General features: G+C 64.9%; 17 protein-coding genes and 1 pseudogene. 10 read left to right on the top strand and 8 right to left on the bottom strand.

Features of this window, described 5'->3' with window-relative positions; genetic code table 11:
* Positions 1–102: 102 nt before the first annotated feature.
* Entirely contained in the window at positions 103–306 is a 204-nt protein-coding gene (locus tag DAD186_RS01980) for a DUF3073 domain-containing protein (RefSeq protein WP_065248675.1), read from the bottom strand.
* 214 nt (positions 307–520) lie between these two features.
* Between DAD186_RS01980 and DAD186_RS01985 the strand changes: the two genes are divergently transcribed.
* Entirely contained in the window at positions 521–1,516 is a 996-nt protein-coding gene (locus DAD186_RS01985) for an alpha/beta hydrolase (RefSeq protein WP_065247292.1), read from the top strand.
* Here the strand turns inward: DAD186_RS01985 and DAD186_RS01990 are convergent.
* Positions 1,513–2,574 (bottom strand): lysylphosphatidylglycerol synthase transmembrane domain-containing protein, encoded by a 1,062-nt coding sequence (locus tag DAD186_RS01990; protein WP_167550753.1) that lies wholly within the window; start codon positions 2,572–2,574, stop codon positions 1,513–1,515. The two genes, DAD186_RS01985 and DAD186_RS01990, sit on opposite strands and share 4 nt — an antisense overlap.
* Before the next feature lie 104 nt (positions 2,575–2,678).
* On the opposite strand from DAD186_RS01990, the gene DAD186_RS01995 reads away from it, so the two are divergent.
* The 4 genes from DAD186_RS01995 (at position 2,679) to pntB (ending at position 9,007) form a co-directional block, all read left to right on the top strand.
* The gene (locus DAD186_RS01995; RefSeq protein WP_065247294.1) at positions 2,679–3,017 is read left to right on the top strand and encodes a hypothetical protein; all 339 of its coding nucleotides are present in this window, start codon (positions 2,679–2,681) and stop codon (positions 3,015–3,017) included.
* Positions 3,018–3,111: 94 nt separating this feature from the next.
* Positions 3,112–5,856 (top strand): DNA helicase PcrA, encoded by a 2,745-nt coding sequence (gene pcrA, locus DAD186_RS02000; protein ID WP_065247295.1) that lies wholly within the window; start codon positions 3,112–3,114, stop codon positions 5,854–5,856.
* Between the two features lie 160 nt (positions 5,857–6,016).
* The gene (locus DAD186_RS02005; protein ID WP_065247296.1) at positions 6,017–7,558 is read left to right on the top strand and encodes a Re/Si-specific NAD(P)(+) transhydrogenase subunit alpha; all 1,542 of its coding nucleotides are present in this window, start codon (positions 6,017–6,019) and stop codon (positions 7,556–7,558) included.
* A 3-nt stretch (positions 7,559–7,561) separates the two neighbouring features.
* Positions 7,562–9,007 (top strand): Re/Si-specific NAD(P)(+) transhydrogenase subunit beta, encoded by a 1,446-nt coding sequence (pntB, locus tag DAD186_RS02010; RefSeq protein ID WP_065247297.1) that lies wholly within the window; start codon positions 7,562–7,564, stop codon positions 9,005–9,007.
* Positions 9,008–9,111: 104 nt separating this feature from the next.
* On the opposite strand, the gene DAD186_RS02015 is transcribed toward pntB, so the two are convergent.
* The 4 genes from DAD186_RS02015 to DAD186_RS02030 all read right to left on the bottom strand — a co-directional run bounded on the left by DAD186_RS02015 (position 9,112) and on the right by DAD186_RS02030 (position 13,596).
* A complete protein-coding gene (locus DAD186_RS02015; RefSeq protein ID WP_065247298.1) occupies positions 9,112–9,672 on the bottom strand; it encodes a flavodoxin domain-containing protein in 561 nt (186 codons plus the stop codon).
* Positions 9,673–9,755: 83 nt separating this feature from the next.
* Entirely contained in the window at positions 9,756–12,725 is a 2,970-nt protein-coding gene (locus tag DAD186_RS02020; protein ID WP_065247299.1) for a multicopper oxidase domain-containing protein, read from the bottom strand.
* A gap of 80 nt (positions 12,726–12,805) precedes the next feature.
* Positions 12,806–13,309 (bottom strand): hypothetical protein, encoded by a 504-nt coding sequence (locus DAD186_RS02025; RefSeq protein ID WP_065247300.1) that lies wholly within the window; start codon positions 13,307–13,309, stop codon positions 12,806–12,808.
* Positions 13,309–13,596: a hypothetical protein gene (locus DAD186_RS02030; protein ID WP_065247301.1), complete on the bottom strand. Its 288-nt coding sequence runs from the start codon at positions 13,594–13,596 to the stop codon at positions 13,309–13,311. Before DAD186_RS02030 ends, DAD186_RS02025 begins: the two co-directional genes overlap by 1 nt.
* Before the next feature lie 135 nt (positions 13,597–13,731).
* On the opposite strand from DAD186_RS02030, the gene sucC reads away from it, so the two are divergent.
* From sucC to DAD186_RS02050, 4 genes are all read left to right on the top strand, one after another.
* Positions 13,732–14,901 carry an ADP-forming succinate--CoA ligase subunit beta gene (gene sucC, locus DAD186_RS02035; protein ID WP_065247302.1) on the top strand — a complete coding sequence of 390 codons (1,170 nt, stop codon included), beginning with the start codon at positions 13,732–13,734 and terminating at the stop codon, positions 14,899–14,901.
* 7 nt (positions 14,902–14,908) lie between these two features.
* Positions 14,909–15,784, top strand: coding sequence for a succinate--CoA ligase subunit alpha (gene sucD / locus DAD186_RS02040; RefSeq protein ID WP_065247303.1), 876 nt, complete (start codon positions 14,909–14,911; stop codon positions 15,782–15,784).
* A gap of 247 nt (positions 15,785–16,031) precedes the next feature.
* Complete coding sequence (locus DAD186_RS02045) at positions 16,032–17,213, top strand: Cmx/CmrA family chloramphenicol efflux MFS transporter (protein ID WP_065247304.1); 1,182 nt, start codon at positions 16,032–16,034, stop codon at positions 17,211–17,213.
* Positions 17,210–18,211: an IS481 family transposase gene (locus DAD186_RS02050; RefSeq protein ID WP_065247305.1), complete on the top strand. Its 1,002-nt coding sequence runs from the start codon at positions 17,210–17,212 to the stop codon at positions 18,209–18,211. Before DAD186_RS02045 ends, DAD186_RS02050 begins: the two co-directional genes overlap by 4 nt.
* On the opposite strand, the pseudogene DAD186_RS02055 reads toward DAD186_RS02050, so the two are convergent.
* Positions 18,208–19,194 (bottom strand): annotated as a pseudogene (locus DAD186_RS02055) (IS481 family transposase). The gene DAD186_RS02050 and the pseudogene DAD186_RS02055 sit on opposite strands and share 4 nt — an antisense overlap.
* Positions 19,191–20,429, bottom strand: a complete 1,239-nt coding sequence (locus tag DAD186_RS02060) for an MFS transporter (RefSeq protein WP_065247306.1) — start codon at positions 20,427–20,429, stop codon at positions 19,191–19,193. Before DAD186_RS02060 ends, DAD186_RS02055 begins: the two are co-directional and overlap by 4 nt.
* Before the next feature lie 66 nt (positions 20,430–20,495).
* Between DAD186_RS02060 and DAD186_RS02065 the strand changes: the two genes are divergently transcribed.
* A complete protein-coding gene (locus DAD186_RS02065) occupies positions 20,496–21,227 on the top strand; it encodes an ArsR/SmtB family transcription factor (RefSeq protein WP_082991038.1) in 732 nt (243 codons plus the stop codon).
* Positions 21,228–21,334 lie beyond the last annotated feature (107 nt).

Here is a 21,334-nt window from a genome sequence, read left to right on the forward strand (position 1 = left end):
CTCGCCTCCCCTCGGCATCAAAAAATTGACGCCACTGCACGGCGGTCATTCACGCGAATGATGTTCGTGTAGCGGCGTCAATCTACAAAAGAGAAGGGCGGGTTAGGACTCCTCGTCCTCGTCGTCCCAATCGTCGTATTCGCTCGCCCACTTGTCTTCGTAGCGGTCGTCTTCGTCCCACGACGCGGACTCGTTCTTTTTCCCGCTCAATTCGCGCTGGAGCGCATTGAGATCAGTAGGCGGGCTGTAGTACTTGAGGTCCCGAGCAATCTTGGCCTGCTTGGCTTTCTGACGGCCACGACCCATAGGTACGACCCCCTGTGCGTCGAACATGCGGGCGATTTTCGCCCCTGGAGAGTAAGTTTCGGACTCTAGGTTACACTGCGGCGCCTGGGACTTAAAGTAGAGGCACGCCCGTGCGGGATCACGTCACACCCCAGAAGGCCCAGTGCGACGGGCGGAACGACGAGCGCAGAGATGCGCCCTCGAGTGCGAGAACCAACGAAAGAAGCCCTCAGCGATGCCTGCCCGCCATGACCGTACGTACCCGCCCGTCGATGACTCGGCGCTTCTCAGCGACGGCTTCGAGATCGCCCACCACGACCTTGGCGAGGACTCTTTCGGGCCGTGCGGCTTCACGACGATCGCGCGTCGCGCCCCGGAAGACCTCGCGACGGGGGCGATCGCGCTCTACCTGCACGGGTGGTCCGATTACTTCTTCCACCCGCACGTCGCCCGCTTCTTCAATGATCGCGGGTACGATTTCTGGGCGATCGACCTGCGTCGCAATGGCCGCTCCCTGCGCGATGGTGATGTGGCCACCGCAATCGGTGATCTCGCCGACTACGAGGAGGAAATCGGCGACACGATCGAGATGGCGAGCGCCGATGTGCGAGGGCGCGGTCTCGACCCGAAAAAACCGGTGATCTATGCACATTCGACGGGTGGCCTTACCGCGGTGACGTGGGCGGCAAGGCACCCCGGGCAAGCGTCGGCCCTGCTGCTGAATTCCCCGTGGCTCGAGTTGCACGGCGGGCCCACTGTGAGGCGCGTACTGCTGCCCGAGCTTGAGATGCTCGCACGCGCGCGCCCGTTGCACACGGTGGTGCCGGGGATGCCTGATTTTTATGCCCGCACGCTCCACGCGAATTTCGGCGGGCAGTGGGATTGGCATGTGCCGTATAAACCGTTCGAGTCGTTCCCGATGCCGGCGTGCACGCTCGCGGCCGTGGCGCGCGCCCAGTCCCAACTCGCGCGCGGGCTCGATATTCACGAGCCGATCTTCATGACCGCCTCAACGCGATCGGCGCTCGGGCCGGTGTTCACGCGACGCGCCTACACGAGCGATGCGATCTTGAACGTTGAGCACCAGGTGTCGAACGCGCACAATGCGGGGAGTGATCTCACGATTGCCCGGATTCCGGGTGCGACGCACGACATGGCACTGGCCTTCGAGGCCCCGAGGAAGCTGTTCTTTTCGGCGCTCGCGACATTCATGGATTCTCGCGGGCTTTAGCCCTGCCGGGCTTCGGCATCGGCGTGCGCATCGCGAACGCCGAGCGGGATGGCAAGTGCCCCGGCGAGGGCAGGCGTGAGTACCTGACTCAACGTGAACGCCAGCGCGCATGAGACGGCCGCGGCGTTCGGAGCGCCGCAGTGGACGAGTGCCCACGCCACTCCCACGTCAATCACGCCGATTCCGCCCGGCGTGAGGGGAATGAGCGAGAGGAGTCGGCTGAGCGCATAGATCCCGAAAAGCACCAGCGGGCTGATCTCGAACCCGTAGCCGAGCGTGCACCACGCGATGAAGGCCACACCTTGCGCGAGGCGTGCAAGGGTAGGTGCGCCAAGGATCACGACGCGAGAGCCGTGGGCGTCGGCGACCGCCATCGCGCGTGTGTCGAGAGCGGGAGTCACGAGGTCTCGGCTTTGACCGCCGAAGCCCTCGTTGAAGGCATCCACGATCTTTTGCACGCGCTCGAGAACCTTCCGCAGGAGCTTTTCGCTCGAGACGAATCCGAGAGCGATACTCGTGAGACCGAGGGCCAGCGCGGCGGCAATGAGCAGGGCAACGCGCCCCCACAGCGGAATGTCGAGCGGGGAAAGTGCCACGAGGGCGACGGCAAGGATCGGCAAGAGAATCTGCGCGAGAACGTCGGCGATCGACGCGAGCATCGTGCCCGAAGCGATCGTCTTAGCCCGGAGGCCGGCGCGTTTGAGGCGCGCGTAGATGAGTCCGAGAGAAATGGTCGAGCCCATGGGCACGACGACGGTGACCGCTTGCGCGACAGCGTTGGTTTCCGCGGCGGCTCTGAGGCTCACTCCGCGGAAGCACGCGGAAAAACCCACGGAATCGATCGCGAGAACGACGAGCGCGACGGCGATGAGAAAGAGAATCCACCACCAGCTGATCCCGTCGAATGACGCGAAAATGTGCGGCCACGACGTGTCCACAGCGCGCGGAATGAGCCATACGATCACGATCGCGGCGATCACGACGGAGAGTGCGGCGAGCAGCGCGTGGCGGCGTTTCTGCCGCGCGGTGAGTGGAGTGGGGGTGGAGGACTCGTTCATCGCGGACCATTCTTGCAGAAAGCCGTGCGCCGGTGACGTGATGCGGCTGACCATCGCGGGCGGCCTTGAGTTTAAATGTCTCACCCCTTTCGTAGAGTGGAGGCATGTACACACTCATGATGATTTTCGTGTTCTTGCACGTCCTTTGCTGGGCCGGCGCGTTCGGCATGTGGATCGCCGCTGTGAAGAATCGCCAGCCGCTTCCCGGCATGGCGCACATGGCCGCCGCTGCTCCCGTGTTCGGCCTAATCGCGGCCATTATCGCGATCACGGGTGGCATGGGTATCAACCACATGGCGATCGGCATCAAACTCGTGCTGTCGATCATTGTGGCGGTGTGCGCGTTCATCGCGATCAAGAAGCGCGAGGCAACGCCCGCGCCCGTGTGGTTCGCGATCCCCGTGGGTATCGTCGTGAATATCGCCATCGGCGTGTTCATGTAACTGGCAAACCGTCCGCATCGCCCCGGCCGGAGCGGGGTAGGGTTCAACTCGCCTGACTCGCCGCCCGACCCACACCGCTAATGAAGGTTCATGAATGTCCTCGCTTTTCGATGATTTCCCGCTTCCGGAATCCTTCCGTGCGCTCGGTGAGAGCGGGAACGGCAAGAACGGCAGGGGCGGCGGTAGCGATGGCGGTCCGGGTGTTGGGAGCCCGGTGAGTGACGCCGAGGCGGAACGCTCGGCTGCCAGTGGGAGTGCGCGGGGAGAGTCTGACGCCTGCCCGCCTCCCGATGAGTGGGATTTTTCCGAGGATGCCCCGCCGGAGGATTGGGAGACGGCGTTTGGCGAGGAGGCGTCGGAACCGCACGGTGACGAGCCGAGCCCACGCTTTGAGCCGGTTCCCGAAGAGCCCGAGCCCGTGTGCCACGAAAACTTCGCGGCGTGGGGCGGTCGTGACGAGGGAGCACTCGAGGAGATCGTTGAGGGCCTCAATCCGCCGCAGCGCGACGCCGTTGAGCACCGCGGCTCCCCGCTCTTGATCGTGGCCGGCGCCGGTTCCGGTAAAACTCGCGTGCTCACGCGCCGCATCGCGCACCTTCTGCGCAGCGGCGAAGCGCTTCCCGGTGAGATTCTCGCGATTACCTTCACGAATAAGGCTGCCTCGGAAATGAAGGAGAGGGTCGAGGCCCTCATCGGGCCTGCGGCTCGCTACATGTGGGTCTCGACCTTCCACTCGGCGTGCGTGCGCATTTTGCGGCGTGATGCCGCGGCAGCGGGGCTCAAGTCGACCTTCTCGATTTACGACTCCGCCGATTCGAAGCGGCTCATCACGAACATCGCGAAGGATCTGGGGCTCGATTCGAAGCAGCATCCGCCGCGTGCTTTCCAGTCGAAAATTTCTTCGCTGAAGAATGAGCTCGTGACGCCCGAGGAGTATGCGGCCCAGGCAGAGAACGCGAAAAATCCCGCCGAACGCACGATCGCACAAATCTACACGCAGTACCAGGAGCGGCTTCGCACGGCGAACGCCGTGGACTTTGACGACCTGATCGCGCTGACCGTGCGGCTGCTCGCCGAAAATCCGGCGATTCGCGAAGGGTATCGCCGCAGGTTCCGGCACGTTCTCGTGGATGAGTATCAGGACACGAATACCGCGCAATACAGGCTCGTGCGCGAACTCGTGGGCGATGACCCTGGCGCTGACCTCACTGTCGTGGGCGATTCGGACCAGTCGATCTACGCGTTCCGCGGCGCGACGATCCGCAACATCATCGAGTTCGAAGAAGACTTCCCGAGCGCCCGCACGATCGTGCTCGAGCAAAACTATCGCTCCACGCAAACGATCCTGAGTGCCGCCAACGCGGTCATCAAGGAAAACCAGGGCAGGCGGCCTAAGAAGCTGTGGACTGACCAGGGCGATGGCCAGCAGATCACGCTGTATGTTGCCGACGACGAGCAGGGCGAGGCCCGCTACATCACTCGCCAGATCGACGCCTTGATCGACGGGGGTGCGAAGGCCGGGGACATCGCCGTGTTTTACCGCGCGAATGCGCAATCGCGCGCGCTCGAAGATCAGCTCATCCGCGTGGGACTCCCGTACAAGGTTGTGGGTGGCACGCGCTTCTACGAGCGACGGGAAATCAAAGACGCGATCGCGTATCTGCGGGTGCTCACGAACCCTGCGGATGAGATCAACCTTCGCCGCATTCTCAACACGCCGAAGCGCGGTATCGGGGAGCGGGCCGAGGCAGCCATCTCCGTTCTTGCTGACCAGGAGCGCATCAGCTTTGGCGAGGCCCTTGAACGCGCGAGCGAGGCCCCGGGAATTGCGACGCGTTCCCTCGGTGCGATCGAGAAGTTCGTGGCCCTCATGTCCCGTGGGCGCGAGCAGGTGGAAAAGGGAGAGGGCCCAAGCGAGGTACTCGAATCGATCCTGACCGAGAGTGGCTACTATGCCTCCCTTCAAAGTAGCGACGATCCTCAAGACGAATCCCGCCTCGAGAACCTTGCGGAACTCGTGAGCGTCGCCGCCGATTTCGAAGCGGATCTCGCCGCTGCCGAGGCCGCGGCGTCCGAGTTCGATGACGAAGCGGGGATAGAAAACGATGCCTCCACCGGCTCGCTCGTTGATCAGTTCCTCGAAAAAGTTTCCCTCGTTGCTGATTCCGATCAGATCCCCGAGGGCGAGGATCAATTCGTCACCCTCATGACTCTCCACACCGCGAAGGGCCTCGAGTTCCCGATCGTGTTCCTTACCGGCATGGAGGATGGCACGTTCCCGCATCAGCGCACCCTCGCCGATCCGAAGGAGCTCGAGGAGGAGCGGCGCCTCGCGTACGTGGGCATTACCCGCGCGAGGGAGCGCCTGTTCCTCACGCGTGCAAGCGTGCGTGCAGCGTGGGGTTCGCCGCAATTCTTCCCCGCCTCCCGCTTCCTTGAAGAGATCCCCGAGGCTCTCGTGCACGTGGCGCGCGCGGGCAATGCGCGCGCGTACGCGGATGTTGGTGGCGGTTTTGGTTCCGACGGTTGGGGCGCCTCCGGTCGCTCCCGAGGTTTTGGCGGCTCGAGCAAGCGCGGCCCATCCGTCACGGGTCTCGGCGTGGGCGGTGGCCGACGCGACGTATCGAGGCCGAGCTTCGGCTCGGGCAAGAAGGCGAAAACGGCGAGCGAGATTCCGAATCTCGAGGTCGGCGATCGGGTCACCCACGACAGCTTCGGTATGGGCACCGTGATCTCCGCAAGCGGTGTAGGGGAGAAGCTCCAGGTCGAGGTCCAATTCCGCGATCCTCATGGCAAAAAGCGCCTTCTCGTGCGCTATGCGCCGATCACGAAGCTCTGAGCGAGAGGGGCCCGGCGACCGCCCGGGTACCCGTCTCTCAGGAGTGAGGCGCAGTTTTTCTCGACCCTCGAGAGTTTCGGGCCGTACGCCTTGCGCACACGGGGTAGATTCGTAGCAGGCCACATGCGCCCCATGGGCCACCTTTCACTAAGGAGTGACATTGCGAATCGGAATCCCGAGAGAAACCCTCGAGGATCAGCCGCTCGTTGCCGCCACGCCCGACACCGTTCGCAAGCTTCTCAAGCTTGGCTACGAGGTCGTGGTGGAGCGCGGCGCTGGAGAGCGCGCCTCTTACCTCGATGCCGCCTACGCCGACGCTGGCGCCGAGATCGTAGGGGAGGAGGTGTGGCAATCCGATATCGTCACGACCCTTGACACGCCGCCGCGGGAGACGCGCGAAAAGATGCTTCCCGGTGCCGTGCTCATTTCCCGCATGGCCCCAGGGCGCAACCCGGAGCTCATTGACGAACTGAAAGAGCATCGACTCACGGCGCTCGCGATGGATGCGGTGCCGCGTATTTCGCGTGCGCAATCGATGGACGTGCTCAGTTCGATGGCGAACATCGCCGGCTATCGCGCGGTCATCGAGGCCGCGAGCAATTTTGGGCGTCTCTTCACGGGCCAGGTGACGGCGGCCGGCAAGGTGCCGCCCGCGAACGTGTACGTGATTGGTGCTGGCGTTGCGGGTCTCGCCGCGATTGGCACGGCCAATTCGATGGGCGCGATCGTGAAGGCTACCGATCTTCGCCCCGAGGCTGCCGAGCAGGTCGAGTCGATGGGCGCGGAGTTCGTGGCGATCCCGGCGAAGACGGAGAAGTCGGAGGATGGCTACGCGAAGGAGATGACGGCGGACCAAGCGAAGGCGGCCGCGGAGCTCTATTCGCAGCAGTCAGCCGAGGCGGACATCGTCATTACGACCGCGAACATCCCGGGCCGCAAGGCGCCGGTGCTTCTCACCGCCGCGGATGTACAGAACATGAAGCCCGGCTCGGTGATCGTGGATATGGCCGCCGCGAACGGCGGTAACTGTGAACTCACAAAACCCGGCGAGGTCTACCAGACCGACAATGGCGTGACGATCGTGGGCCACACCGATCTCGCGGGCCGGCTCCCCGGCCAAGCGAGCCAGCTGTATGGCCAGAACATCGTGAATCTCATGAAGCTCGTGACGCCCCAGAAGGATGGCGTGATGATGCTTGATTTCGAGGACACGATCGTTCGCGGCATCACGGTGACGTTCGCGCACGATGGTGAGGCGGATGTGCTGTGGCCACCGCCTCCCGTGAAGGTGTCAGCGGCGCCTGCACCCGCACCCGAAGCGGCACCGGCTCCCGCCGGAGCGCCCGAAGCGAAGAAAACCCACGCGGGAACTATCGCGGCGATCATCGGCGGAATCCTCGGAGTGGCGCTTGTGCTTGCGAGCCCCTTCCAGGTGGCGGAGCAGTACATGGTGCTCATGCTCGCGATCGTGGTGGGCTACTACGTGATCACGTCGGTCACGCATTCGCTGCACACGCCGCTCATGAGCGAGACGAACGCGATTTCCGGGATCATTCTCGTGGGCGCGATTTTGCAGGTGGGCAGCGCGAATATTGCCGTGGCGATCCTGTCGTTCATTGCGATCGTGATCGCGAGCATCAACATTTTTGGCGGGTTCACGGTCACGCACCGCATGCTCTCCATGTTTTCGAGGGAGGGCTGATCGATGGACATGCAGCTGATTGATTGGACGCTGAGGCTCACGACCCTCGCGTACATTGCCGCGGCCATTCTCTTCATCCTCGCGCTCGTGGGGCTCAGCGCACAAAAGAGCGCGAAGCGCGGCAACATTTTTGGTGCGGCCGGTATGGCCATTGCGCTTGTGGCCACGATTGCGCGTGCGCTCGCGAACTCGCAGGTGGATCCCGAGCACTTCAATGGCCCGATCGTCACGCTCATCCTGATCATTCTCGCGATGGGTATCGGCGCTGGCGTCGGCATTCCGCTCGCGAAAAAGGTGGAGATGACGGGCATGCCCGAACTCATCGCCATGCTCCACTCGTTTGTGGGCCTTTCGGCGGTGCTGATCGGCTTCAATAGCTTCCTGCATCCGTACGGTATTTCGCCCGCGATGGAGACCTTCCATCTGGGCGAGGTGGCGCTCGGTATTTTCATCGGCGCCGTGACGTTCACGGGCTCGATCGTGGCGTACCTCAAGCTTTCGGCGAAGATCAAAGGCGCGCCGCTCATGCTTCCGGGCCGCAACTGGATCAACCTCGGCGTTCTCGTTCTCTCGCTCGTTCTCGCGATCGTGTTCATGGCGAGTGGCGGCGAGGGCTTTGCCGGTTGGGCCTCGATTCTCCTGCTCACGATCCTTGCGCTCTTCCTTGGCTTCCACCTTGTGGCGGCGATCGGCGGTGGCGACATGCCGGTCGTCGTCTCGATGCTCAACAGCTACTCGGGTTGGGCCGCGGCGGCTGCGGGCTTCATGCTCGGCAACAACCTGCTCATCATCACGGGTGCGCTCGTCGGCTCGTCCGGTGCGTACCTGAGCTACATCATGTGCAAGGCGATGAACCGCTCGTTCATTTCGGTGATTCTCGGCGGGTTTGGTTCCGACGGTGGCGCCTCCACCGTCGAGCGTGATTACGGTCAGCACACCGAGATCACGCCTGAGGAGACGGCCGAGCTTCTCAAGGTCGCCTCGACGGTCATGATCACTCCCGGCTACGGGATGGCTGTGGCACAGGCGCAGTACCCCGTCGCGGAACTGACGAAGAAGCTCCGCGAGCATGGCGTGGATGTCACGTTTGGTATTCACCCGGTGGCAGGCCGCTTGCCCGGGCACATGAACGTGCTTCTTGCCGAGGCGAAAGTTCCCTACGACATCGTGCTGGAAATGGACGAGGTGAATGACGACTTCGGCGACGTTGATGTCGTGCTCGTGATTGGCGCGAATGACACGGTGAATCCGATTGCCGAGGAGCCGGGCAGCCCGATCGCGGGCATGCCCGTGCTGAAGGTGTGGGAGGCGAAGCACGTGGTCGTGTTTAAGCGTTCGATGGGTGCCGGCTACGCGGGCGTGCAAAACCCGCTGTTTTTCAACGAGAACACGGACATGCTGCTCGGCGATGCGAAGACGTCGGTCGAGGCGATCTCGAAGGCACTGTAACCTTCCGCGTGTGATCGCGAGGCTCCGTGCACACCCGTATCGGGTGGGCGCGGAGCCTTCTTTGTGTGTGTCGGTGCGGCGGCGCTAGCCTCGCGCCTGGAGGGTCAGCCGAGGAGCGCTTTGAGCAACGGCTCGATGTTCTCGCGCTTGACGAAGTCGGTGTCCGTGCCCCACGTGTCGAGCATTTCCTGGTCGTTCGCGTGGCGTTTGCTCGCGGGCGTCGCCTTCATGAAGGCGTGCACGCCCGTGAGGGCAGCCTTGTGGGCGAAAGACACCTTGGAGTGGGCGAGGCCGCCGCGCGCGTGAAAGCGTTCGGTGCGCTCATACACGTCGCTCGGGAGGTTCGCGCGATGCACCTTCTCGACGTCCTCGGTGCGGCTCGGGTCAGCCCAGGCTACGGAGAGCAGCACGAGGCGTGCGTTCGTGAAGGCGTGCGCGGCGTTCACAAAGGCTTTGACGTCGTGGAGCTTGCCCGCATAATTGCCGCCCGCGTACACGACGAGGTCGGGTTCACCTCCGAGCGTCGTTGTTGCCGCCTCGACGGTGAATCCTTTGGTGGTGAGGGTGTGCACGTCCCAGCCCGCATCCGTGAGGGCGCTCGCGACCATCTCGGCGTATCGGCCGGAGTGCCCGTAGATCGAGGCGTTGAGGATGAGGGCTTTCATGGGTGCTCCTTTGCGGTGGTGGTCGGTACTTCCAGCCTGCCACGCACCGCCGCGCACGGGCAGGGACCACCGGTGCCCGGCGTTCAGGCTGTCACGTGAATGAGTGCGAGGGCGCCGCGTTCGAGGTCCACGAACTGGTGATTGACGGCCTTGTACGTGCCTTCCTCGTGGAACACCATTTCAACGAAGCCGCCCTGGCAGCTGCCGAGATCGAGGGCTTGTGCCCCGCCGCCCGTCGTGTTGTCGGGGCGCAGGAGATACTCGCCTTCCTTGAACACCGTGTCGAACACCGTTCCCACCACGTGGAAGGCAATCCCTCGGCTCGGTCCCGCGGCGAGTACCCAGATGCGCACGCGCTCGCCGACTTTCGCTTCGAGCGGCTCGTGCACGTACTGGTTCGCGTGCCCGTTGAACACGGTGAAGTCGGGGCGCTCGGCGAAGATTTTCTCCGAGGAAATGGCGTGAAGCGCGCAACCGTCGGGCCCCTGAGCCGGGCTTCCATCCGCGCCGGTGCTGGCCTCCGGGGCGAGGTAGTGCTCGGATTGCACGAGTACGTATTCGCGATCGGCCGGCGCGAGTCCCTGCGGCGGGACGATGAGGATTCCATACATGCCGCCGGAGAGGTGCATCGTCATGGGCGCGGTCGAGCAGTGGTAGAGCCACGCGCCCGCGTAGTCAGTGGTGAAGGGGTAGGTGAGGCTTTCACCAGGTGCGATCGTGCGCATGTAGCGATTAGGTGCAACGGTGCCCGCGTGGAAGTCGATCGAGTGCCCCATGTCGCCGCTGTTGGTGAGGGTTAATTCGATTTTTCCGCCAAGGGGGGAGGTGATCACGGGCCCCATCACCTCGCCGTTGTACACCATCGACTCCATCGCGATGCCGGGCGCGATCTCGAGGTTTTCCTCGGTGACGGTGAAGGCGAGTTTTTGCGGCGTGGCCGGGGAGGGGACGGCGGGCATCACCGGATCGCGCCGCGTGCGGGAGGAGCCGGGTGCGGAGGTGAGATCGGCGCTCACTCGGGCAAGGGGATCCGTTCCGACGCCTGCCGCGCCACCGTCACTGCTGTGACTTCCGCTCGTGCGTGCGCCGGTTGGGGTGATGGTGAGGGTCATGCCCATCGCGCGGTGGCCAACGATTGAGCACCACCCCTCGATGGGCGCGGTGACCACTCCGGCCTCGAGCACGACCGTGTCACCTGGATGCAGGCGCTCCGTGTGGGCACCGGTATCGAGAACGAGATCGTGGGTGTTCGCGGGATCGACGTTGTGCACCTCGATCTCAAGCCGATCGCCCGCGGGCACCTCGAGCGTATTCGGCACGAAACGCATTTCGGCGTTGGCTTCGACCGTGAGGCGGGTCGTGCGGCCGGTGGGAGCGATGGCCGGGCCTGCACCGTGCTCGGAGCCGGCGCCTTGGGAGGGGATTCCGACGGCGGTCGCGCCCGCGAGCGTGCCGTCGAAGGCACGCCCGACCGCGGCGAGGGAAAAGACCGTTCCCGCGCCTGCGAGTGCGCTCGTGAGGTGGCGCCGGCCGAGTGTTGCCGGCTCACGGCGAGCCTCACCTTCATGCGCCAGAGCGGGAGTGGAGCTCACGCCGGAGGCAATGGCAGCCGGGGCCGAGCCGCTCGTCCCCGACTGCTGCGGGTTTGCGGGAGCACCTATGCCGGGCATTCCGAGCTGGGCCGAGCGCTCCTTGAATTCGAGGCGCTCGCGCAGATTCACCTTGACCATGCGGAGCATGAGGACGATGAAAGAGGCGAGCACGAGAAACGCCACCGCGGAAACCAGAACCCGCGTGACCGAGCCGAATTGGCTCGGTGCGAACGTGCCGAACGTGAGAGCATCAAAGAGCGCCTCGCCAACCATGCCCGAGATGCTCGCGAACGCAAACATGCCAAGCGCGAGATTGAGCGCAACGACGCGGAAAACTGCCCAGCGACTCATGACGGCGAGGCCAGCCTTGAGAGCACGCGGGCCTCCACCCATCGAGGCCGGCAAAAGGTAACTCATCGCGCCGAGGAGCACTTGGAGGAGGAAACCCGCGACGAAGGGGACGCTCAGGTCATGAAGGCGTGCCGCGGTGAGCGAAAAGTTGAGGGGCGAGGTGACCGGGGAACCGTCGGAACTGCCGATCGAGCTGAACCACAGCCCCCACAGCGCCACGCACGTGCCGAGGAACCAGAGTGCGCCCGCACCGATCGAGAGCACGGGGAACAGGGCAAGTGGCTCGCGGCGCACCTGGCGGGATGATTGCCGCGCGAGCGCCACGAGGAGCAGGCCGATGACGACCTGGCCGAGAATGTAGAGGGTGAGACCCGCGAGCCCCACGAGAACATTGTCCACGAGAGCACCGAGCATCGCGATGAGCGTGCCGATCACCATGACGATGAGGAAACGCGAGGCTCGCGTGGCTTTCGCCGTATCGAGCTTCGTGCGTAAGACCGTGGGCCATAGCGTGAGCAGCGTTGCCGAAACCGTGACGCCCACGAAGCCGAGAATATTCACGATCTGATGCGCGAGAAGCAGGCGCCCTTGCCACGGCTCGCCGGGGGAGAACGCGAGGATCGCGCCGAGCGCTGCGCCGAAGGGGAGGAGGCACGCGGCAATGAGGTACGCCCGTACCACGAACGCGAAGCGTGGAGCGAGGGCCGCCTTAAGCTGCGCACCAAGAGCGAAGGCGTACCACAGGATCATGGCGCTCACGCCGATGGCGCCCAGCACCGTGAGGAGCGGGAGATTCGCGAGCATGCCCGCCATCGTGAGGATGATCGAGGCGGTGAGAGCCCAAATGCGCGCCACTTGCTTCGGCCGAGTTTCCTCACCAAGGCGGGTCTTGAGAAGAGCCTCCGTGAAATGCTGACCCCACACCATGATCGACGTGGTGACGAGGCCGAGGGTCACCATGTGCACAAGAAGCCACCGGAACTGCGGGATGAGCGGGTGCGCTGCGACGGCGATGACGAGCGCGATCATCCAGTAGGAGACGGGTTTCGAGGCCTTCCTATGCCAGCTTCGACGGGTGAAACCTTCGGGGCGAGCATCTCTCGAGTGCACGTGCGGCCTTTCGCGCTGGGGGACGACGAACGGGGCGCGAAAAACGCCCCGTTCATGCTATCGGCGCACAGCGAGGTTGGTCAGGACTTAAACTTCTTGACCTTCGCACCCTCCGGGAGATCCTCGCCAGCAATCCCCTCGGGATCGTCCAGGTCGGTTTCTTCGTACGCGTCCTGCGTGAGCGCGGCAATGATGCGCAAGAGCACGAGAACCGCAAGGAGAACGAGCATCCACGTGACGGGGATCGGGATGATCCTCGAGAACACGAACCAGATCGCACCGAGCGAAAGCGCGATGATCGACGTGTCGCGCAGGGCGGCGAGAAGGCGCTTCGTCATATTCGCGCGGCGATACCGGCGACCCGCGACCTTTGCGGCTGCGCGCATCGTTTTGGCAGATTCGCTCGCGGAGTTCTTCGCGCTTTCAGCGCCGCGGCGCACGTTATCGGCAGCTTTCGCCTCCCACACTTTCTGTGCGCCGCTCGCGTAGGCGCGGGCCTCCCGCTGCACGGCACGCTTCGCGCCGGGAGCCTGCTTGCGCGCCGTATTGCGCACGGCTTTCGCGTAGGTCTTCCAATCGGCCATTACTTCTCATCCTTCATGCGAATATCGCCATCGCGGCTCTCGCGCGGATTCGCGCGGCCTTCGCGGATGGCGGCGCGCTCGCGGTCGCGGCGCCACTCGTAGTAGTAGGAGAGCCCCACGTTGAGCGCGAGCGTGAGCAGGATCGACAGGACGAGGCTCGCGAACTTCGCCTTGATTCCCATGAGTGAGAGGACCACGAAAAAGAGCGTCATGACCACGACGGAGAAAAAGAGGTGGTCCATGATGCGCTGGCGGAGAGTTTTGCGCTTGGGGCGGGGACTCGTCATTGCTCCATCGTAACGGCCACCCGCACTGTGAAGATCTGGCTCACTGTGATCGGCACGCGCTTTTGCCCTTCCGCGGGCGACGCCGAGGTGCCGATACCCTTGGAAGAACGCTACTTCTCATGGAGGGACACCCGCGTGGATCTTCTCGAACATCAAGCGCGCGATGTGTTTGCGCGCCATGGCGTCCCCGTTCTTCCCGGAATTCTCGCGAGGACCCCGGCTGAGGCGCGCGCCGCCGCCGACAAACTCGGTACACCGGTGCTTGTCGTCAAGGCCCAGGTCAAGGTCGGCGGTCGCGGTAAGGCCGGCGGCGTTAAGGTCGTGCGCACACCAGTCGAAGCCGAAGAGGCCGCACGCGCGATCCTCGGCATGGACATCAAGGGCCACACGGTTCATTCCGTGCTCGTTGCCGAGGGCGCCGAGATCGCCGAGGAGTACTACTTCTCTATCCTTCTGGACCGTTCCTCGCACGGCCTCACGGCTCTGTGCTCGAAGGAGGGCGGCGTAGAGATCGAACAGCTGGCGAAAGAGCGCCCCGAGGCACTTGCCCGCGTGGAGATTGACCCTCTCGAGGGCCTCACAGCGGAAGCTGCGCGCGATCTTCTCGAAGCTGCGGGCTTCGATGTCGAGCAGGTCGGCGCCATCGCCCGGGTTCTCGAGCGGCTGTGGGAGGTGTATCGCGACGAAGACGCGACCCTCGTCGAAGTCAACCCTCTCGTGAGAACCGCGGGGGGAGAGATCCTCGCGCTCGACGGCAAGGTTTCCATCGACGATAACGCTCTCTTCCGCCACGAAAGCTTCGCCGCTTTCGCCGCGGAAGAAAATGCCGACCCTCTCGAGGAGGAAGCGCGGCGCCTCGGCCTCAATTACGTGAAGCTCGATGGCGAAGTCGGCGTTGTGGGCAACGGTGCGGGTCTCGTGATGTCGTCTCTCGATGTTGTCGCCTACGCGGGCCGTGACTTTGGTGGGATTCACCCCGCGAACTTCCTTGATATCGGCGGCGGTGCCTCGGCGAGCGTCATGGCTGACGGCCTCGGGTTGGTCCTCGCCGACCCTCAGGTGAAAAGCGTATTTATCAACGTGTTTGGCGGGATTACCGCGTGCGATCAAGTCGCCCTCGGCATCGTGGGCGCCCTCGAGAAGCTCGGTGACCGCGCGACGAAACCGATCGTCGTGAGGCTCGACGGCAACGCCGTGGAGGAGGGGCGCGAGGTTCTTCGCCGCGCGAAGCACCCACTCGTGCACATCGCGGATTCAATGGACGACGCCGCGAGGCAAGCCGCCGCGCTCGCCGCTGGAAAGTAGGGCTACCATGGCGATTTTTCTTGACGACCACTCCCGCATCATCGTGCAGGGCATCACCGGAAGCGAAGGGCTCAAGCACGCGCGCCGCATGAGCGCCGCCGGCGCCCAGATCGTGGGTGGGGTCAACCCGAAGAAAGCCGGGAGCGACGTGGACCTCGGCAACCGTCGGACCCCCGTTTTTGGCACGGTGGCCGAGGCGATGCGCGAAACCGGCGCAAACGTGTCCGTGGTGTTCGTGCCACCCAGATTTGCGAAGGGGGCCGTGATCGAGGCGATCGAGGCGGGCATGCCACTCGTCGTCGTCATCACGGAGGGCATCCCGGTTCTGGACACGGTCGAGTTTCATGCGCGCGCGAAGGCGAGCGGCCGCACGCGTATCATCGGGCCGAACTGCCCGGGGATCGTTTCGCCGGGGCTGTCCAATGCAGGGATCATCCCCGATCACATCACGGGCCGGGGCCCAATCGGGCTCGTCTCGAAATCGGGCACCCTCACGTATCAGATGATGCACGAACTTTCCGACATCGGCTTCACGACCGCGATCGGTATCGGCGGCGACCCGGTCGTGGGCACGACCCATATCGACGCCCTCGAGGCTTTTGAGGCCGATCCCGCGACCGAGCTCATCGTGATGATCGGTGAAATCGGGGGAGACGCCGAGGAGCGCGCCGCCGAATTCATCCGCGCGAAGGTCACGAAACCCGTCGTTGGCTACATCGCCGGCTTTACCGCCCCCGAAGGCAAAACAATGGGGCACGCGGGCGCAATTGTGAGCGGCTCAAGCGGCACGGCGCGCGCGAAGAAGGCGGCGCTCGAGGCCGCAGGCGTGCGCGTGGGAACGAGCCCGAGTGAGACCGCGAGGCTCGTACGAGAGGCCCTCTAGTTGTTGCTGGCCATGAGGTTGTTGACGTGCTTTGTGGGTGGCGACGTAAGCGGCTACGATGAGTCGTATGTCGAGCCCTGAATCGGACACTCAGGGGCTTTCGGTCACGCCGTCAGCCCCTCACCTCAGCTGAGCCCCTAGCTCCCTGCTGCCCGCTACGTGCAGCATGTCATTCGGGTGTCCTTTGGGCGCTGACCGTGGTGACGAGACGTTCTCTTGTTCGTACTCTCGCTTCGGAGCTATCTCGATGCCTTTCGCTCTTTATCTTCTTGCCCTGGTGGTCTTTGCCATGGGTACTTCCGAATTCATGCTCGCCGGCCTCGTGCCCGACATTTCCAGATACTTCGGCCTTTCCGTGGGGACCGCTGGTCTCCTGACGTCGGCGTTCGCCGCAGGGATGGTAATCGGTGCACCTGTGATGGCCGCGTTCACTCGTCGCCTCCCTGTAAAAGCGACACTCCTGGGTTGCGTGATCGGTTTCGCGCTGACCCATATCATCGGGGCTCTCACCCCGCACTTCACTGTTCTGTTTATCACGCGCGTGATCGCGGCGATCGTTAATGCAGGCTTCTTGGCGGTCGCGTTGGGTGCGGCAACAAAACTCGTAGCACCCGATGCCAAAGGTCGGGCCGTGGCGGTTCTGCTGGCGGGTACCACCGTCGCCACCGTCGCAGGCGTCCCCGCGGGTACGCTACTTGGTACGGCACTTGGCTGGCAGTCGACGTTCTGGGCGATCGCACTTCTCTGCATCCCCGCTGCGATCGGCATCGCTGCGGGCTTCACCACTAAAGCCGACGACTCGTCAAAGGAGGAGTCGTCCTCGACCTCGTTGCGCGTGGAGCTGGCGCAGCTGTCCTCTCCGCGCCTCGTCCTAACGATGCTGCTCGCTGCCCTTGTGAATGCCGGCACATTCGCCACGCTGACCTTTCTCGCGCCGATCGTTACGGACACCGCCGGCCTGACCCAGTGGTGGGTGCCGGTGGCGCTTGTGTTCTTCGGCGTCGGCTCCTTCATCGGCGTCACCGTTGCGGGACGGCTCTCGGATGCCCGACCCCGCATCGTCATCGTGGGCGGTGGCAGCGTTCTGGTGCTCGGGTGGGTCGCGCTGGCGCTCTTCGCAACGAACCCCGTCGCCCTGCTCGGGCTCGTTTTCGCTCAGGGTGTGGTGGGGTTCGCCGTCGGGAGCACGCTGATCACGCGAGTGCTTTATGCCGCGGCGGGTGCGCCCACCATGGCGGGGTCATACGCGACAGCGGCACTCAACGTGGGCGCGGCAGCCGGTCCCGTGCTCGCCTCTGCCGCACTCAGCGTTATGCCGGGCGCGCTCGGACCCGTTTGGGTAGCCGTGCTCGTGACCACCACGGCACTACTGCTCGCAGTTCCGCTTCTTCGGCTGATTGCACCCGTCGAGAGCGAGGTGGTCAAGTGACGCACGCAAACGCGCCCCTGACGGTCGAAGGTCGTCGTCGACTCGTCGCGCGCTGTCGGACTCGACCCATTTCTCATGTTGCCGCCGAGATGGGGGTCTCCCGTGCGACCGCCTCGAAATGGGTCAACCGATACAAACGATTCGGGAAGGTCGGCCTAATGGACCGCTCGTCGTCGCCGATCCGGCAGCCCTCTGCAACGCCTGGCCGCCTCGTGAAGCAGATCGAGTCAATGCGACGAGAACATAAATGGTCGGCGTCGCGTATCGCATTCGAGCTCAAGCAAGCGGGAACACCGGTCAGCCGGCGCACCATCACCCGGCTCCTCGCGCAGCTGGGCCTGAACCAGCGCAAGTTTATTGACCCCAACGGCGAGACGAACCGGGAACCGCAACACATCACCACCAAACGTCCCGGCCACATGGTGCACCTGGACGTGAAGAAGGTCGGTCGCATCCCCGATGGCGGCGGGTGGCGCGTGCACGGCAAAGGCAGCGAGAAGGCTAAAGCTGTTGCACGTAAGAAGACCCGAGGCACGAAGACGGGGTACGTCTATCTGCATTCGGCCATCGACGGGCACACCCGACTCGCGTACACCGAAGCGTTGCCGGATGAGAAAGCCGTCACTGCCGTCGCGTTCCTCGGGCGTGCAAGAGCTTGGTTCGCCGAGCACGGCATCGCCGGGATCGAGCGCGTCGTAACCGACAACGGCTCCTGCTACCGATCCGCAGCTTTCCGCGACGCAGTCGGGACCAGCCGACACCAGCGCATCACCCCATACACGCCCCGACACAACGGCAAAGTCGAGCGCTACAACCGGATCCTCGCCGAAGAGTTTCTCTACGCTCGCACCTGGCGCTCAGAAGACGAACGCGCTACCGCGCTCGAAGTGTGGAACCGGCACTACAACTATCACCGTCCCCACGGCGCTCACGACGGGCAACCGCCCGCCTCTGCGACACCGACACGAGTCAACAACCTCATGACCTCATACATCTAGCTGTACTGATCGGGGACGTTCGTTAATCGCGTGAAGGGTGGCTGGTTGCCGCAGGCGGTGTGGGGCCTGTGGTGGTTGTAGTAGTACAGCCAGCCCTCGAGCTCACCGCGGCGCTCGGCTTCAGAGGTGTAGCAGCGGGCGTAGGCCCAACCGTCGGCCAGGGTGCGGTGGAATCTCTCGATCTTCCCGTTGGTCTGCGGCCGATAGGGCCTGGTGCGCTTGTGCTTGATCCCGAGCTCATGGCAGGTGTCTCGCCACAGGTGTGAGCGGTAGGCGCCTCCATTGTCGGACAACACCCTCTCGACGGTGACGCCACGCTGGTTGAACCACTCGACAGCCCGGACCAGCACGGCAGTGGCGGTGAGGGCGGTTTCGTCGTCATGGATCTCGGCGTAGGCGACACGGGAGTGGTCATCGATGACGGTGTGGACGTACGCCTTTCCCATCAACGGGTCCCGCCACTTGTTGCGAGGCTTGTCCGGGGTGGCAGCGCGGTTGCGGTCGTCTTGTTGTCGGCCGACGTAGCGCCAGCCCCCGCCGTCAGGGATGTTGCTGAGCTTCTTCACATCGGCGTGCAGCATCGCCCCGGGATGGTCGTGCTCGTAACAGCGAACGGGCTCTCCCGTGGCGCGGTCGACATGGGAAAGCCGGTTCAGGTGCGCGTCGACCAGGATCCGATGGACCGTCGACGGGGCGATCCCGAGCCGGCACGCGAGCTGGACCGGTCCTTCGCGCAGGCGCAGGCGGAGCTGGATGCAACGCCTGGTCGTGGCTTGGCTGGTCTTGTTCGGCGACCGGTGGGGCCGTGAGGAGCGGTCCTGCATGGACTGGCCGGTGCGGTAGCGGTCGGCCTAGCGCTTCACGGTGGGCCAGGAGACCTGGAATCGGGCTGCGACTTCGCTGACCGGCCAGCCCTGGTCGACCACGAGCCGGGCGACGATCAGTCGGTGGCGGGGTGTGAGGGCAGCGTTGGGGTGGCTCATCGCGGGTTCTTCCTCGACCTGCGGGAGCGGGTGAAAGTGACCAAGACCAGGACGGCTGCTCCGACCCACCAAAGTCCTGCTGCGGCTCCGGTTCTCACGAGCAGCGGCGTTCCGCTCCACCATCCGGCTGCCCAGCCTCCGAGGGCCACGCCGAGGCTGGTTCCTGTCTGTCGGAGGGCGTTGTTGAGCCCGCTGGCCACTCCTGGGCGGCCAGGCCAGGCGGACAGGCTTTCGCCCACGATGGCGGAGGTCATCAACCCGAGGCCGACCCCGATGCCCAGCAGCCCTGGGGCGAGCCCCATGGTTCCCGGCAGCCGGCCCAGCGTCGCGAGTCCCACGGCGCCGACGCCGAATCCCAGGGCAGCGACGCGGCGTCGGCCGAGGCGGACGACAGCCCTCCCCGAGAGGGGGCCGAGCACGACGAATGGCGCTGTGGCGAGCAACAGCAGCAGTCCAGTCGGCCCGGCACCCATCCCGAGCCCGGACTGCAAGTGGACCGTGACGGCCTGGAGAGTGCCGTTCGCGCCCGAGGTCATCATCGCGGCCGCGATCACGGACCCGACCAGCGCACGCTTGGCCATCTCACCTCGACCAGCGGCGGCGGGCGGGCCGGCGTGCAGGACCGCAGGGCGAGCCGCATGCAGCTGGCGCCCGGTCCCCCACGCGGCGAAGAGGCCGAGGGGCACATTGATCCAGAACACGGCCCGCCATGACAGCGCGGCGACGAGTAGACCGCCCACGGCGGGTCCCAGCGCGGTCGCCACGGCGCTGATGCTCGACCAGGCCCCCAAGGCCTTGGCTCGCTCACCGGGCTCGGGCCATGCCTGGCTCAGGGCGGCCAACCCGGCCGGCAGCATCACGGCAGCAGCCAACCCCTGACCCCAGCGGGCCATCAGGACCACGAGCCATGTCCCGGCCAGCCCTCCGAGCAACGACGCGGCGGTGAACACGGTGATGCCGACCAGCAGGGCGCGACGTGGCCCGATGCGGTCGACCAACCACCCGGCGGGCAGCAGCGCGAGGGCGAGGGGCACGGTGTAGGCATCCACGACCTGGGCCCAGCGCGCCACGGGCACATGGAAGGTGCGGCCGACCGTAGGCATCGCCACGTTCATGGCCAACACATCCAGCAGCACCAGGAACATGGGGATGCACAACACTACGAGCAGGAATGTCCCGCCGTTGCGGCGGGCACCACCCCGGCGTGAGGCGGGGGCATCAGGAGAGAGGTTCATGTCTACCACGATGAGGTATGGACGCTTCGGTGGCGGTCGAAGTGTGACGGGGTGAGAATGGGTGCCATGGACCCACAGCCAGACATCGCCTCGGTGGCCGCGCACTTCGCCGATCGGTCACGCGCCGCGATGATGCTCGAACTGCTCGACGGCAACGCCCGCCCCGTGACGCGCCTGGCCCAGGTGGCAGGGGTGCGCACCTCCACCGCCAGCGAGCACCTGTCCCGCCTGGCGGGGGCAGGACTGCTCGTCGTCGAGCCCGAGGGACGGGTGCGTCGCTACCGGCTCGCAGGCCCCCACGTCGCGGTGGTCCTGGAGTCGTTGATCCCTCTGGCGTCCACCCCTGGCGTCACGGGGCTACGCCAGGCCAGCCAGTGGGACCGGTTGCGGGTGGCGCGCAGCTGCTACGACCACCTGGCCGGCAGTCTGGGCACCGACATCCTGGCGGGCCTGGTCGAGGTCGAGACACTGCGCCGCACCGACGGCATCCAGGGCACCGTTCGGGGTCCGCTCGATGCCATCGCCGGCCCGACGGCCACCGGCTACGTGCTGGGTCCCCACGCTGCCCAGCACTTCGCCCGGATCGGTATTGACCTCGCCGTGGTGCAGGCTGGGCGTCGTCCCCTGCTGAAGGTGTGTACGGACTGGACCGAGCAACGCCACCACCTCGCTGGAGGACTCGGAGCCGCGCTCATGCGCGCCCTCATCGACCGAGGGTGGATCGAACGCCGCCCCGGACGGCGCGACCTCCTAATCCACAAACCAGAGGACATTCAAGACTGGCTCACCACTGCCTGACTCGATCAACATCTCCGGTCAGTACATCTAGCGGGCGTCCCCTCCCGTCACGGATAGGCGAAGCTCGACGTCGCTTGCTCGCGAGGCCTACGTCGCGGTCGCTGTCT

The sequence above is a fragment of the Dermabacter vaginalis genome, from assembly GCF_001678905.1.
Taxonomy (GTDB): domain Bacteria; phylum Actinomycetota; class Actinomycetes; order Actinomycetales; family Dermabacteraceae; genus Dermabacter; species Dermabacter vaginalis.

Excerpts from the sequence above, each read along its gene's own strand:
- DAD186_RS01980 (WP_065248675.1), bottom strand. The coding sequence starts at position 306 with ATGGGTCGTGGCCGTCAGAAAGCCAAGCAGGCCAAGATTGCTCGGGAC.
- pntB (WP_065247297.1), top strand. The coding sequence starts at position 7,562 with ATGGACATGCAGCTGATTGATTGGACGCTGAGGCTCACGACCCTCGCG.
- DAD186_RS02025 (WP_065247300.1), bottom strand. The coding sequence starts at position 13,309 with ATGGCCGATTGGAAGACCTACGCGAAAGCCGTGCGCAATACGGCGCGC.
- DAD186_RS02060 (WP_065247306.1), bottom strand. The coding sequence starts at position 20,429 with ATGAACCTCTCTCCTGATGCCCCCGCCTCACGCCGGGGTGGTGCCCGC.
- sucD (WP_065247303.1), top strand. The coding sequence starts at position 14,909 with ATGGCGATTTTTCTTGACGACCACTCCCGCATCATCGTGCAGGGCATC.
- DAD186_RS02045 (WP_065247304.1), top strand. The coding sequence starts at position 16,032 with ATGCCTTTCGCTCTTTATCTTCTTGCCCTGGTGGTCTTTGCCATGGGT.
- DAD186_RS01995 (WP_065247294.1), top strand. The coding sequence starts at position 2,679 with ATGTACACACTCATGATGATTTTCGTGTTCTTGCACGTCCTTTGCTGG.
- DAD186_RS02015 (WP_065247298.1), bottom strand. The coding sequence starts at position 9,672 with ATGAAAGCCCTCATCCTCAACGCCTCGATCTACGGGCACTCCGGCCGA.
- DAD186_RS01990 (WP_167550753.1), bottom strand. The coding sequence starts at position 2,574 with ATGAACGAGTCCTCCACCCCCACTCCACTCACCGCGCGGCAGAAACGC.
- DAD186_RS02030 (WP_065247301.1), bottom strand. The coding sequence starts at position 13,596 with ATGACGAGTCCCCGCCCCAAGCGCAAAACTCTCCGCCAGCGCATCATG.
- DAD186_RS01985 (WP_065247292.1), top strand. The coding sequence starts at position 521 with ATGCCTGCCCGCCATGACCGTACGTACCCGCCCGTCGATGACTCGGCG.
- pcrA (WP_065247295.1), top strand. The coding sequence starts at position 3,112 with ATGTCCTCGCTTTTCGATGATTTCCCGCTTCCGGAATCCTTCCGTGCG.
- DAD186_RS02065 (WP_082991038.1), top strand. The coding sequence starts at position 20,496 with ATGGACCCACAGCCAGACATCGCCTCGGTGGCCGCGCACTTCGCCGAT.